This window comes from Alkalihalobacillus sp. CinArs1 (assembly GCF_947387515.1).
Classification (GTDB): Bacteria; Bacillota; Bacilli; order Bacillales; family Guptibacillaceae; genus Guptibacillus.
In genome coordinates this window covers 138,224-151,507 of the sequence record NZ_CANDOB010000001.1, presented here as the reverse complement: position 1 = coordinate 151,507, position 13,284 = coordinate 138,224, and the positions used below count along the sequence as shown (strand labels likewise).

The following is a 13,284-nucleotide window of genomic DNA, read 5'->3' as shown; positions in this document are numbered from 1 at the left end:
GGTTCTTTTTATAATATAGCTAGAAAGAAAATCGTTAGAACTGCGATGAACCCACCTGCCGCAACAGATGTAATTCGATACCTTCCCTCCTTTTCTTTAATATCCATAAATAAGATCAATTGAATGACCACTTGAATCATCGCTAAGAAGATAAGTACATATGGTAGAAATTCATTAGAGATCCATTCACTGTATACGATGTAGAAAGCAATAAGCGTTAGAAGAATCATCGTAACGAACATAACCGAAATTTTTATAAGGTGGTCGTTCTCTTTCTTCATTTCACTCACACCTTTCCGAGTAGATAGACTACTGTAAAGATAAAGACCCAGACTACATCTATAAAGTGCCAGTATAAGCTAGCAATAAACAGCTTTGGTGCAGTTTCTTTAGTGATCCCATACATCATCAATTGAATGAGCAACATAAAGATCCATACGATCCCAAAGAGGACATGTGCTCCATGAGTACCTAAAAGCATATAAAAAGCACCGAGGAAAGGACTACTACTAATCGTTGCGCCTTCCGCGACATAAGCCATAAATTCAATTCCTTCAAGAATGACGAATCCTAATCCCAAACTGATTGTAAGAAGAAACCAAACTAAGGTCATCGTTTTTTTACCAAGTTTTAACGTATAAACACCTAGTGCACATGTAAAGCTACTAGACAACAGCACGATCGTACTTACGATAATCTCAGAAAGGTTGAAGAGTTCCTTTGCTCCTGGTCCGTTGTTGGTTAACTCCTGTACTGATACATAAATACCGAATAAGCAACCAAATACCACTACCTCTGCACCGATCAAAAACCAGAAAGCTAAAATATTCATTTGCGCATGGTGGTCGCTAAATAGGTTTTTTTCAGCTAGAGATGGCATTAGTAACCCACTCCCTTGTCGTTATAGATCACTTTGTTTTTCGGTATGAAATAGCCATTCTTATTCTGGAAAGACCGAATTGTCATAGTAGTGAAGACACCAGCCATACCTAGAATTGCTACAGACCAAATTTCGAAAACAAAGCCAAAGGAAGCGATTAGAAATGCCATTCCCATAAAGAACGGCAATGAACTTGAAGAAGGCATGTGGATCTCATCATAATCGCCTTCGAAATCGATGTTGTGTTTCTGTGCTTCATAGGCAGTCCATAACGGCTCACCGGAAGTTACGACTGGAACTCGTGCGAAGTTATAGGGTGGGGGAGGACTAGGAACCGTCCACTCTAACGTTCGTCCTCGCTTCATCCATGGGTCGTGTTGCTGAACAAATTTTCCGTACCGAGTCGTGAGATAGATGTTTAGCATAAAAAACAATACGCCTATTCCCATTAAAAATGCACCGCATGTACTCACAAAATTAAGCCAACCAAGTCCTTCTCCTTCTGGATATGTAAAGACTCGTCTCGGCATCCCCATCAATCCTAAAATATGCATCGGAAAGAAAGTGAAATGAAATCCGATCACAAACGTCCAAAAATTCCATTTACCAAGTTTTTCGTTTAACATCTTACCGAACATCTTTGGCCACCAATAATAAACCCCTGAAAGCACTCCGAAAATCGTTGCGCCTATAATGACATAGTGTAGATGTGCAACAACAAAATAGCTGTCATGATATTGATAATCTGCTGGAACTGAGCCAAGCATGACGCCAGTAACTCCGCCCATTACGAACGTTACGATAAAGCCGAGAGCATAAAGCATAGGGGTATCGAATCTTATTCGTCCACCACGCATCGTAAACAACCAATTGAAGATTTTGATACCAGTAGGGATCGCGATCAACATTGTGGTCAAGGCGAAGAAAACGTTGATATTTGCATTTAGTCCAACTGTAAACATGTGGTGGACCCAAACCATAAACCCTAAGAATCCGATCAAAATGATTGCAAACACCATTGAAGTATACCCGAATAATTTCTTCTTCGAAAAAGTACTGATAACATCTGAGAATATCCCAAAAGCAGGTAGTGCGATGATATACACTTCAGGGTGACCGAATATCCAGAACAAATGTTGCCAGATCAGTGGATTTCCTTCAGATCCTGATAAGATGATTGTTCCGAAAAGTCGTTCGAACGTTAATAACAGCAAAGCTACCGCAAGAGCGGAAAATGCATACACGATGAGTACCGAAGTAATGAGCATCGACCAAGTTGATAGCGGCATCCTCATAAACTTCATCCCAGGTGCCCTCATTTTTATAATCGTTACGATAAAGTTGATCGCACCCATAATTGTTCCGAGTCCTGCGACTTGTAGTCCGATCGGATAATAGCTGTTCGAAGGTCCCGGGGTAAATTCGTTGAGTGATAGAGGAGCGTATGTAGTCCAGCCAGCATTTGGTGAACCTCCAGCTATAAAGCTGACGTTTATTAAGATTCCCCCTGAAATAAACAGCCAGAGGCTCAATGAGTTCATGAATGGAAAAGCAACGTCTCTTGCACCGATTTGCAATGGTACGATCACATTCATCAATCCGATTAATAGCGGCGTAGCAACAAGAAAGATCATGACTGTTCCGTGTGTACTTGTAAGTTGGTTGAATCGTTCTCCTTGAAATACCCAGAATTCATTTTCAGGAAAAGCAAGTTGCATTCGGATCAATAAAGCTTCTAACCCTGCTCTAAGAAAAAATAAGAAAGATACAACCAAATACATGATGCCAATCTTCTTATGATCTGTTGACGTGATCCAACTCCAGAGCCACTTCCATTTATGGTATCTCGTAAGTAAGAAGGTCGTTGCGATGATGATGATCACAAAAGATATGTCAGCTAAAATGATGTCTGATGGTAATGTACGAAAATAATGATAGATGCTATTCATCAGTTGTTCTCACCGTCCTTCATTTTCTCTATCCAAGTTGAAAAGTCATCTTTGTCTAAAACGATCGTATCAAACGTCATCAAAGCATGCTCCGCTCCACAGAGTTCAGCACACTTCCCGCTATATGTACCTGTTTCGATGGCGGTCATCCGTAAAGTGTTTTCCTTTCCAGGAAGAGCATCCCTTTTTCCGCCTAGTTGCGGAATCCAAAATGAATGGATAACATCTTTTGATGAGAGCTTGAATGTAATGGGGCGATCTACAGGGATGCGTAATTCGTCTCTTGAGGTAATGTTATATTCAGGATAGTAAAACGACCACTGAAACTGTTCTCCTGTCACTTTAATCGTTAAAGGATCTTGGTCATTGTTAAAAGGCTCATCAAGCTGATAAGTTGTTGCAAAAGTAGGTACAGCAAGAACGATGATGATAATAAAAGGGATGACGATCCAACTTATTTCGAGCTTTTTATTGCCAGCTTTTTGAGTTGGGAAGTCATCTTCCTGTCCAGGCTTTTCGCGGTACTTTACTAAAAATCTCACAAAAAGAGTAAAAACAACTGCTAGTACGATACTCATCAGTAAAAGACTTAATAAGAGAAGGTCCAATTGCTTTTCGCCCGCTGTTCCTTTTGGATTTAATACAGCGATGGAAGAACAACCTGACAGAAAGAAAGCGGTTCCGATAATGTATAAACTTCTCATGAAGGCTCTCCTCTCTATATAAGTGACTAACAATCTCCATTACCCAATACCCATTTATTTGAAACAGCGCACTCAAAAAGCCACACGAATTGGATTCGCGTGGCTTTACTCGACATTATGAGCTTTAGTCATGTGCACTTCTTAAACAGAAAATGTTACTTGCTGCTAAATGCGATCTGGATACCGATAATCCCAAGCAAGACACCTTTGATTACATTTATTTTCCCAAGGACCGCTGAATTTTTTAGGAGAAGTCCTTTGATACTGCTAGCGAACAAGCTGATTGAGGTGAAGATAAGAAAAGCTTGGACGATAAATATCATTCCTAACAACACCATTTGTAAAGAAGCATATCCAGAATGTTGATTAACAAACTGAGGAAGAAGAGCTAGGAAAAATAAAGAAACCTTAGGGTTAAGTATATTCATAATAATCCCTTTTCGATAAAGAGCCATATAAGATTGGTCTCGTTGGTTTTTTAGGAGTGTAGATTGCTTCCTTTCGCGAAATGCTTGAAATGCAAGGTATAGTAAGTAAGCTGCTCCCAAATATTTTACGATTGAAAAGGCAAGTGATGATTGGTACAGAATTGCAGATATTCCAATTGCGGCAGCACTTATATGTACAACAAGTCCTGAGCATAATCCGAGAGAAGTAGCGATACCAGCCCGCTTATCCTGAGAAATGCTCTGAGCAAGCACGAACAAGTTGTCAGGGCCAGGCATGAGGGTTAATACTACCGCAGCAAATAAGAATGATAGTAATACGGATAGATCCATGAGATTCTTTCCTTTCTAGTATGGTATTGTTTAAGTATATAAGAGAAACCGTCTTTCAAAAAGGGATTCTGGGAGGAGTTTCAAATTTACACAGATCTATTTAAAGGTGCGGCACCATTTTATGCAGCGTATAGGCTACGTTATCCTTCCGAAGTCATTCGGTTAGTAGTGGACCGTTTTCATCTGTCGTCTCAAGATCGAGTGTTGGATGTAGGTTGTGGACCAGGTCAGCTTGCGATCAGGTTAGCAGATTGGTCAAAACATATCGTAGGTGTAGATGTTGATAAAGGAATGTTACAGGAAGCAAGTAAAATGGCAAACCTATTAAAAATTTCGAATATCGAGTGGAAGTTAGCAGATGTAGAAAAATTTATTAACCTTCAACATCATGAATCATTTAAGTTAGTAACAATTGGGAAGTCTTTTCACTGGCTGAATCGTTCGCATTTTTTAGAAAAGCTTTATCCTACAATCCAGAAAGCTGGTGGAATAGCGGTTATTGACGATTATCAACCAGATAACGTTTTAGAGGATTGGCAGATTGCATTCTCTAAGGTTGCTAAGAAGTGGTATGGCGAGGAGCGTCGAGCAGGTAGCGGTACATATTCCCATCCTACATTAAGTCATGAAGAAGTGATTGAGAAGTCTCCATTTTCTATAGAAAAAGTAGAATGTGAACCTTATGAGCATTATTGGACAATCGAAACGTTATTAGGTCATCATTATTCCACTTCATACGGATTGAAGAGCTACCTGGGAAGTAATGTTGATGATTTTGAAGCTGAAGTAAAACGTGAGTTATTAAGTATTCATTCAGAAGGCAAATTTAAAGAAGAGATCAGAGTGAAAGTGTTGCTGGGCTATAAATGACAAATCATTTGGTTTAGTGATATAATTCTGACATTTATAACGTTTTGGAGGCTGCTAAATGAAACCGATTTTAATAGATTTTCCTCGCGAGATTCATACTGAACGGTTGTATATACGATGTCCTCTCCCTGGAGATGGTCTTGTCGTGCATGAATCGATTCAAGCATCAAGAGCTGAATTAAAGCTATGGATGCCCTTTGCGAAAAACGACCAATCTAAGGAAGAGGTAGAAGAAAACGTAAGAGAAGCTCATGCCGCCTTTCTTAAAAGAGAAGATTTAAGGTTACACATCTATCATAAAGATACTGGGGATTTTATAGGGTCATCCGGCTTACATAGAATTGATTGGAACGTTAGAAAATTTGAAGTAGGGTATTGGATTGACACTCGACATTCTGGTAATGGATATATGACTGAAGCTGTTCGAGCAATAACAGAATTTGCGTTCAAGGAATTACATGCGAGAAGAGTGGAAGTAAGGTGTGACACGAAAAATAATCGTAGTATGAGAATCATAGAGCGACTAGGATTTTCACTAGAAGGAATTTTACAGAATGAAGACGTTTCGATAGATGGAGAACAATTGAGGGACACATCAATCTATGCAAAGGTAAGGCAGTGAGGTAAAGTTACCCAATTAGATAAACTAGCAGGAACAAAGCTTCATTATAAAGAAATACCATAAAAGAACTGCAAGGAGGGGACATAGTTGATTGAACGTGCAAGTGCCGAAGAAAAAGAATACATCTTATCGAATTCAATTCAGTCGGTAAATGAGGGGACGACAAACCCTGGAATTATAAAAGAAGACAAAGCGATCGAAATCGTTACTTCAATCCTTGAACGCGGGGGATATCATCTTGTATATCGAGATGGCGATCAAATCGCGGGTTGGGTATTGATTGGAGAAAACACGGATTACTTTACGGGTATCAAACACGGATTCATCTATGATGTATTTGTATTTCCAGAGTTTCGAGGAAAAGGCTATTCAAAAAAATTAGTACAAGCAAGTATTCGTGATCTTAAAGAACAAGGTTTTGAGGAAATACGTTTAAATGTATACTCATCTAATTTTGCGAAATATATCTATAAAGATATTGGATTCAAAGAAATGCAAACCATTATGGTCTACAAATAATCAGAACTGAAAGGCCCCTTTGCTTGAGTAGCATAAGGGGTCTTTTTTATTTTACGACTAATTACCCCAAATTCTATAACCGTTCTAAATCCATTATTATCAAGGGTTCTAGAGGATTATCACGAGTATTTTTAAAAAAATAATAAAAAAGATGATCCAACTTCTAATCCATTCCGTTAGCTAGATGTATAAAAATTTAAGGGGAGTGGATGTAACATGAATACGGAAAATAATTTGAAGAAAAGAGTAATCGACTGGAAGAAAGGACTCATGATCGTCCCACTAAGTTTTTCTCTATTGATGCCGACAGGCGCATTTGCAGATGATCACGGTAACCATGCGGACAAGCCTACAGTTGAAACGCCGGCAGCAGATCTTAGAGCTACACTAGGACATCTACTTAGTGAGCACGCATACCTTGCAGTTGAAACGATGAGAAAAGGAGCAGAAGGTGCGGATGATTTCGAAGCATCAGCTGGAGCACTTAGCGAAAATACAGAAGCGCTAACGGGAGCAATTTCTTCAGTATACGGTGAAGAAGCTGGTAATCAGTTCAACCAAATCTGGAGTGACCACATCGGATTCTTCGTAGATTATGTTAAAGCAACAGGAAGTGAAGATGAAGAAGCAAAGCAAGAAGCGCTTAACAATCTTGAAGGTTATAAAGAAGAGTTTTCAAAATTCCTTGAAACAGCAACTGGTGAACGTCTAGAAGCAGAATCTTTAACAAAAGGTCTTCAGATGCACATCGACCAGCTAATCGGTTCATTCGATAGCTATGTTGCAGGAGATTACGAGAAAGCTTATGCACAAGAACGTGAAGCGATTGCTCACATGCATGGAGTAGCAAAAGGTTTCTCAAGTGCGATTACCGATCAATTCCCTGAGAAGTTCGATGAGACTAAAGCCGTAACACCTGCCTCAGACCTCCGTGCAACTCTTGGTCACCTGCTTTCAGAGCATGCTGGTTTGGCAATGATGACGATGCAGAACGGTATCGATGGTTCAGACGACTTTGAAGCGTCAGCGCAAGCTCTAAATAAAAATACAGAAGCTCTCACTGCAGCAATTTCATCAGTTTACGGTGAAGAGGCTGGCATGAAGTTTAATGAAATGTGGTCTGGTCATATCGGTAACTTCGTAGAATATGTACAAGCAACAGGTGCGGAAGACGAAGCAGCGAAGGAAAAAGCATTAGAGGCTCTAGATAACTACCGTGCTGACTTCTCTAGCTTCTTAGAAACAGCGACAGAAGGCCGTCTCAAGTCGGATGCATTAGCTGAAGGTCTCCAAATGCACGTGAACCAATTAGTCGGAGCATTTGATAGCTACACAAACGAAGATTATGATGCTGCTTATGATTCTGTAAGAGAAGCTTATGCTCATATGTACAAGCCTGCTAAAGGACTTTCAGGAGCGTTTACTGACCAGTTCCCAGACAAGTTTGCAATGAGTATGCCAACGGACATGCCAAAAACAGGTATGGGAGGTACTGCTGAACAGCAGATGCCGATCGAGTGGATATTGGCAGCTGTTCTAGCTACGATGGCAGCGACAGGTGTAGTGGTTAGAAGAAAATTGCAAAAAGATAGCTAATACAGCTAATAATCTTCATCGAACAGCAATAGCCCACGCGCTATTGCTGTTTTTTTATCTAAAAACATACTCTGTAAGGTGTATTACAACAAAATTTGTTTGAACAAGATATAATTAAGATAGGAGTTTATTTTTATAAACATAAAATAATTATGGTAAACTTGTGCGCGCACTTTCACGAAATGGAGGTTTTAGAATGAAATGGAAATTATTTATCTTTATAGCCGGTTTGATTATGTTGACAGCTTGTGGCAATAGTACAGAAGGCGAGGCTGGTAACGAAGAAGTACTTTCAAAAGATTGGACGGAAATTGAAAAAGATGCAGAAGGAACAGAAGTTAATCTGTTCATGTGGGGAGGAGATGAAGGGATCAATCGTTACATCGATGATTGGGCTGCTCCTGAGCTAAAAGAGAAACATAATATTACATTGAACAGACAACCGATGAATACAGAAGAGTTCATGCAAAAGCTATTAACAGAAAAGAAAGCAGGTAAGAATAAAGGAACGATCGATATTATTTGGATCAACGGTGCAAATTTTAAGAATGCAAAAAACGCTAATTTGCTTCTAGGCTCTTTTACAAATAAATTGCCTAACTTCAAGAAATATATCGGAAATGATGATCCATCAGCAGCTTTTGATCAAGGAACGAAAGTAGATGGTTTAGAAGCACCATGGGGGAGCGTTCAATTTGTATTTAACTATGACTCGAATAAAATTGATACACCACCTAAAACGTTGGATGAATTGAAAGCTTGGATTTCTGAGAACCCAGGGAAATTCACTTATCCTAACGTTTCTGATTTCACTGGGAACACGTTTGTAAAGCATCTGTTGGTAGCTAGTGCGCCAGATCGTGTTGATACGATGGCAAAAGAGTTTGATCAAGATTTAGTTGAGAAGAACGGAGAGTATGTGTGGTCATACCTAAATGAAATTAAACCAAACCTATGGCGAAATGGCGAAACGTATCCTGAGTCATTGACGAAGTTAGATACGTTGTACAGCCAAGGGGAAGTCTGGATGACGATGGGTTTCAATGAAGCGAGAGCGGAAAGTTTAATTAAAGATGGTACGTTTCCTAAAAGCACAAAATCGTTTGTTCTTGAATCACCTGGCTCTATTTCTAACAATCATTATTTAAGCATCCCATTTAATAGCCCTAACCCCTCCGGAGCGATGACGGTCATTAACTTCTTAGAGTCTCCTGAAGCTCAAATTGCTAAGATGGATCCAAAGATGTGGGGAGAAGGGATGGTACTAAACTATGATAAGCTCGAGGAAGAAGAAAAGAATAAAGTTGACTCACTAAATCGCGGTGAAAGTGTAATTTCTTCCGAAAGGTTGAATACGTACAAGCTTCCAGATTTAGATACAGGTTATACGGAGTGGATTACGAATGATTGGGGAAACAAGGTTTTTGAAGAATAAGCATAAAGCATGGTTTTACTTAACGCCTGCAGTGATCATCGTCTTATTCCTAGTAGGTTATGGGATGTGGTCTGCTGTAATTCAAAGTATGCAAACAATAGGGGGAAAGTGGACGTTTGAGTTTTACGAGGAACTTTTTAGAAGCGATTCCTTTTTAAGATCCTTAAAGTTTACATTTTGGATTACCCTCATCTCTACCATTCTCTCGCTAGTTATTGGCCTTGTGCTGACTAGAATACTGTATCGTTTATTTCAGCACTCTTTTGTAAAGGGACTCGTATGGATTCCAATCTTGATTCCTCACTTTGTAGCAGGATATCTCGTTTTCCTATTTCTTTCACAGAGCGGATTACTTTCTTCCTTGCTTTTTCAAATTGGATTAATAAACGACAGATCGATGTTTCCGATACTCGTCCAGGATACACGAGGAGTGGGAATCATCCTCACATATGTCTGGAAAGAAGTTCCGTTTGTTATTCTGATGCTTCTCCCAGTTTATTACGAAATCGATCATCGTTATTCAGAGGTGGTTAGAACGTTAGGGGGGAGCAAATGGGATGAGTTTAAAACTGTTGAATGGCCATGGCTTCTCCCGATATTATTAGAAGTTGCCATCATTTTGATCGCTTTTGTTTCGACTGCTTTTGAGGTTCCCTATTTGTTAGGAGTAACAAGGCCTGAAATGTTGCCTGTTCATGCATTCGATTGGTTCTATAGCGGAGATTGGAGCAATCGTCCTTTAGCTTTTGCAGCAATGATCATACCTGGGGGCGTTTCACTCCTCTTAGCGGGAATCTCATTCAAACTTATACAAAAGCATAGGCTACGCTTAATTAAAGGGAGAGTGCGATGAGGTTAAATGAAATTATTTCAGGGAAGAGAAGAAAGGTGATCGTTCTTATCACGTTGTTTGTTTTTATGATGTTGTTCATTCTTCCTCTCATTACGATCGTAGTAAAAAGTTTTGCTTCTGATTGGAAGTGGCCGATTCTGTTCCCAAGAGAACTTGGCCTTGATGGGTGGGAGGTTATTTTTAGTGATCCTGCACTGGTAGATTCTCTCATTACAACGTTAAAACTGGGAATAATGGTAGTACTGTTAAATTTAATCATAGCGATGCCGGCAGCAAGAGCATTAGCGATGTATTCGTTTAAAGGAAAGTTCCTTATCGAGGCATTCTTATTGTCACCTATTTTGATTCCAGGCATCTTATTAGCAATGGGCTTACAGTATACCTTGATTCAGTTTGGATTGGCAGATCGTCTAAGCGGGGTCTTACTCGTTCATTTAATACCAACCTTGCCGTACTCGATTCGTATCATGAGGGCAGGGTATGAACGACTTGGAAAAGGCTTGATTGAACAAGCGGCAGTGCTCGGTTCAGGGGCAGTCGCACGTTTTTTTACAGTTTCTCTACCTTTACTGATTCCAAGCATTAGAAGCTTAATGCTATTAACATTTGTGATATCTCTTGGGCAATATGCCCTAACAGCAATTATCGGTGGAGGGGTTGTAACAACACTGCCTTTGCTATACTATCCTTATTTTTCAAGCTCCAATGAAGCAGTTATCGCTGGATTCTCATTATTATTTGCTTTACTTCCACTCCTATTTGTAGGAGTTGCAGAAATAGCATTAAGAGCGGTCATTCGGGTAGTCAATCGAATTTGAAAGGAAGTTTATAGGTATGAATGACCTTATTCAATGTAACCAGTTAACCAAAAACTATTCGGGAGAGCCGATCTTAAAAGGTGTATCTTTTTCTCTGAAAAAGGGAGAACATGCAACGATTGTTGGACCTTCAGGGTGTGGAAAATCAACGTTACTACGCTGCCTAGCAGGACTTGAGTCGATCGACAGTGGAGATATTATGCTCAATGGAAAGTCGGTGACAAAAACCAAACCTGAAAAACGTTCGATCGTTCTGATGTTCCAAGATTCCTTATTATTTCCCCATCTATCCGTGCTCGAGAACATCACGTATGGATTGAAAAGGAAAAAGGTTCCTAAAAAAGAGCGGATCTCAGAAGCACTAGACATGATACAAAAGGTTAAGCTTTCACCTTGGAAGGATGCCTATCCGCATGAACTTTCTGGTGGCCAGAAGCAGCGGGTTTCTCTAGCAAGAGCACTTGTGTTAAAGCCAGATTTACTATTACTTGACGAACCATTCAGTTCTTTAGACGCTTCGCTTCGAGAATCTTTAAGGGGTGAAGTAAAGGAAATATTACGGGAGGAAAACATTACATCTTTATTTATTACGCACGACAGGGATGAAGCAATCGAGTTGGCAGACATGCTTGCGGTCATGAATGAGGGTCGATTGATACAACAGGGGACTCCTTATGATGTTGTAACGTACCCTTCCTCTACAGAAAGTGCAAGAATCATAGGGGAAGGTCTTCCTTTAGAAAAAGGATTTGTACCTCAACATCATATAACTGCTATAGATCCACATAATAGAGTTCAAAATGATCAGGAGCTGGTTTCTATTCCTGGAAAGGTAACCGCGCTTACAGTGAAGAACAATTCAGTTTGTTACCGTGTATCTTGGGAGGGTGGAACCATTCTCGTTCCTTCTGAAGACAAATTAGAACCTGGTCAAGATGTTGTGTTAAAAGCAGCGCACGTATACCCGTATGATCGAAACGGACGTGAATGGAGCAATACCCCATGACGATGAGAGCGCTAGTAAAAGGGATCGTTGTGATATGTCTTGTGATAGGCATTTACTTGCTTAATGAGAATGTGTTCAACCTGCGCCCTTCCCAAATTCGTTCGTGGATTTCGTCTTTTGGACTTTATGCGCCTGTGATCTTCCTTATAGCTTGTATAGGCAGGCCGTTCATTTTATTTCCAACATCGGTACTTTCTATAGCGGGTGGCTTGGTTTTTGGTCCGTATATTGGAACGCTCTTAGCTGTAGTAGGGGGATCGACTGGAGCACTTCTTTTCTTTCTTGCTGCTCGAAAACTAGGCTTCAAGGCTCTACCAGAAGCTTTGCGCAAGCGAGGAGAGAAATTAGAAAAAGGGCTCTCAGAGCAAGGATTCGCATACGTGTTGCTATTAAGGTTGGTCCCCTTTCTGCATTTTGACCTCGTCAGTTACGTGTGCGGTGTTTCTAATGTTGATAAGAAGAAATATTATTTTGCAACGTTAGTAGGTATGCTTCCTGGTGCGCTTGTTCTGAACTTTTTAGGTGCGAGTTTTTTATCAAACAATATCAAATCGGTTGCAATTGTATCGGTTATTTTATTGGTTCTCCTATTAATCACGTTGTATATACGTAAAAAGGCATTCGGATCAGAATTAGAAGAAGAAATTTAATCGAAGGATGGTGTACTGTGCTCGATACTCATGGCAGGAAATATGTACAGCCTGTTATGGATAGAACCGCAGGCTGGTTACTTAAGATAGGTCTTAGTGCGAACCAGGTAACGATCATATCGTTTATTATCGGGGTCACATCCGGGTTGTTTATTTATCTAGATCATCCTGTTCTAGCGATCATTGTATTATGGGTTTCTGGATATTTAGATGCTGTGGATGGGACGATGGCAAGGAAAACGAAGCCCTCAGCATTTGGAACAGTATTAGACGTAAGTTTTGATCGAGTTGTAGAGATAAGTGTGATTTTAGGACTTGCCTTTGCATTCCCTGAATCGATGTGGGCATTGTTATTATTGAGTACCTCGATCATATTCGCAATGACGATTTTCTTAACGGTAGGAGCTGTTTCAGAAAAACAAGGAATCAAATCATTTTATTACCAAGCAGGTGCAGCTGAACGGACAGAAGGTTTTTTATTGTTTACTGCTATGATTCTCTTTCCTGGGTACTTAACGCTACTTACTCTATTGTTCTTAGCAATCGAACTATTTACAAGCATACAAAGACTTACTGAAGCAAAAAGAATACTCGGATAGAGAG

General features: G+C 39.9%; 15 protein-coding genes. 10 read left to right on the top strand and 5 right to left on the bottom strand.

Features of this window, described 5'->3' with window-relative positions; all coding sequences use genetic code 11:
* Positions 1-8: 8 nt before the first annotated feature.
* The 5 genes from PFZ69_RS00895 to PFZ69_RS00875 form a co-directional block, all read right to left on the bottom strand.
* Positions 9-281, bottom strand: a complete 273-nt coding sequence (locus tag PFZ69_RS00895) for a cytochrome C oxidase subunit IV family protein (RefSeq protein WP_270179159.1) — start codon at positions 279-281, stop codon at positions 9-11.
* Positions 282-286: 5 nt separating this feature from the next.
* The gene (locus PFZ69_RS00890; protein WP_270179158.1) at positions 287-880 is read right to left on the bottom strand and encodes a cytochrome c oxidase subunit 3; all 594 of its coding nucleotides are present in this window, start codon (positions 878-880) and stop codon (positions 287-289) included.
* Entirely contained in the window at positions 880-2,829 is a 1,950-nt protein-coding gene (gene ctaD / locus PFZ69_RS00885; protein WP_270179157.1) for a cytochrome c oxidase subunit I, read from the bottom strand. Before ctaD ends, PFZ69_RS00890 begins: the two co-directional genes overlap by 1 nt.
* Positions 2,829-3,533 carry a cytochrome c oxidase subunit II gene (coxB, locus tag PFZ69_RS00880; RefSeq protein WP_270179156.1) on the bottom strand — a complete coding sequence of 235 codons (705 nt, stop codon included), beginning with the start codon at positions 3,531-3,533 and terminating at the stop codon, positions 2,829-2,831. The genes ctaD and coxB overlap by 1 nt, the downstream gene beginning before the upstream one ends.
* A gap of 155 nt (positions 3,534-3,688) precedes the next feature.
* Positions 3,689-4,312 carry a LysE family translocator gene (locus PFZ69_RS00875; protein ID WP_270179155.1) on the bottom strand — a complete coding sequence of 208 codons (624 nt, stop codon included), beginning with the start codon at positions 4,310-4,312 and terminating at the stop codon, positions 3,689-3,691.
* 84 nt (positions 4,313-4,396) lie between these two features.
* Between PFZ69_RS00875 and PFZ69_RS00870 the strand changes: the two genes are divergently transcribed.
* The 10 genes from PFZ69_RS00870 (at position 4,397) to PFZ69_RS00825 (ending at position 13,280) form a co-directional block, all read left to right on the top strand.
* Positions 4,397-5,182, top strand: coding sequence for a class I SAM-dependent methyltransferase (locus tag PFZ69_RS00870; protein WP_270180581.1), 786 nt, complete (start codon positions 4,397-4,399; stop codon positions 5,180-5,182).
* Between the two features lie 58 nt (positions 5,183-5,240).
* Positions 5,241-5,804, top strand: a complete 564-nt coding sequence (locus tag PFZ69_RS00865) for a GNAT family N-acetyltransferase (protein WP_270179154.1) — start codon at positions 5,241-5,243, stop codon at positions 5,802-5,804.
* A gap of 87 nt (positions 5,805-5,891) precedes the next feature.
* Positions 5,892-6,323, top strand: coding sequence for a GNAT family N-acetyltransferase (locus PFZ69_RS00860; RefSeq protein ID WP_270179153.1), 432 nt, complete (start codon positions 5,892-5,894; stop codon positions 6,321-6,323).
* Positions 6,324-6,572: 249 nt separating this feature from the next.
* Positions 6,573-7,919 carry a copper amine oxidase gene (locus tag PFZ69_RS00855; protein ID WP_270180580.1) on the top strand — a complete coding sequence of 449 codons (1,347 nt, stop codon included), beginning with the start codon at positions 6,573-6,575 and terminating at the stop codon, positions 7,917-7,919.
* 196 nt (positions 7,920-8,115) lie between these two features.
* Positions 8,116-9,354: an ABC transporter substrate-binding protein gene (locus PFZ69_RS00850; protein WP_270179152.1), complete on the top strand. Its 1,239-nt coding sequence runs from the start codon at positions 8,116-8,118 to the stop codon at positions 9,352-9,354.
* Positions 9,344-10,207, top strand: coding sequence for an ABC transporter permease (locus PFZ69_RS00845; protein WP_270179151.1), 864 nt, complete (start codon positions 9,344-9,346; stop codon positions 10,205-10,207). The genes PFZ69_RS00850 and PFZ69_RS00845 overlap by 11 nt, the downstream gene beginning before the upstream one ends.
* Positions 10,204-11,025 (top strand): ABC transporter permease, encoded by an 822-nt coding sequence (locus tag PFZ69_RS00840; RefSeq protein ID WP_270179150.1) that lies wholly within the window; start codon positions 10,204-10,206, stop codon positions 11,023-11,025. The genes PFZ69_RS00845 and PFZ69_RS00840 overlap by 4 nt, the downstream gene beginning before the upstream one ends.
* A 16-nt stretch (positions 11,026-11,041) precedes the next feature.
* Positions 11,042-12,031 carry an ABC transporter ATP-binding protein gene (locus PFZ69_RS00835; protein ID WP_270179149.1) on the top strand — a complete coding sequence of 330 codons (990 nt, stop codon included), beginning with the start codon at positions 11,042-11,044 and terminating at the stop codon, positions 12,029-12,031.
* Entirely contained in the window at positions 12,028-12,681 is a 654-nt protein-coding gene (locus tag PFZ69_RS00830) for a TVP38/TMEM64 family protein (protein WP_270179148.1), read from the top strand. The genes PFZ69_RS00835 and PFZ69_RS00830 overlap by 4 nt, the downstream gene beginning before the upstream one ends.
* 17 nt (positions 12,682-12,698) lie before the next feature.
* Entirely contained in the window at positions 12,699-13,280 is a 582-nt protein-coding gene (locus PFZ69_RS00825; RefSeq protein WP_270179147.1) for a CDP-alcohol phosphatidyltransferase family protein, read from the top strand.
* The last annotated feature ends 4 nt before the right edge of the window (positions 13,281-13,284 follow it).

What these genes read in the sequence shown, in the direction of transcription:
- PFZ69_RS00865 (WP_270179154.1), top strand. Translation starts at nt 5,241, where the DNA reads ATGAAACCGATTTTAATAGATTTTCCTCGCGAGATTCATACTGAACGG.
- ctaD (WP_270179157.1), bottom strand. Translation starts at nt 2,829, where the DNA reads ATGAATAGCATCTATCATTATTTTCGTACATTACCATCAGACATCATT.
- PFZ69_RS00890 (WP_270179158.1), bottom strand. Translation starts at nt 880, where the DNA reads ATGCCATCTCTAGCTGAAAAAAACCTATTTAGCGACCACCATGCGCAA.
- PFZ69_RS00840 (WP_270179150.1), top strand. Translation starts at nt 10,204, where the DNA reads ATGAGGTTAAATGAAATTATTTCAGGGAAGAGAAGAAAGGTGATCGTT.
- PFZ69_RS00895 (WP_270179159.1), bottom strand. Translation starts at nt 281, where the DNA reads ATGAAGAAAGAGAACGACCACCTTATAAAAATTTCGGTTATGTTCGTT.
- PFZ69_RS00835 (WP_270179149.1), top strand. Translation starts at nt 11,042, where the DNA reads ATGAATGACCTTATTCAATGTAACCAGTTAACCAAAAACTATTCGGGA.
- PFZ69_RS00830 (WP_270179148.1), top strand. Translation starts at nt 12,028, where the DNA reads ATGACGATGAGAGCGCTAGTAAAAGGGATCGTTGTGATATGTCTTGTG.
- coxB (WP_270179156.1), bottom strand. Translation starts at nt 3,533, where the DNA reads ATGAGAAGTTTATACATTATCGGAACCGCTTTCTTTCTGTCAGGTTGT.
- PFZ69_RS00850 (WP_270179152.1), top strand. Translation starts at nt 8,116, where the DNA reads ATGAAATGGAAATTATTTATCTTTATAGCCGGTTTGATTATGTTGACA.
- PFZ69_RS00875 (WP_270179155.1), bottom strand. Translation starts at nt 4,312, where the DNA reads ATGGATCTATCCGTATTACTATCATTCTTATTTGCTGCGGTAGTATTA.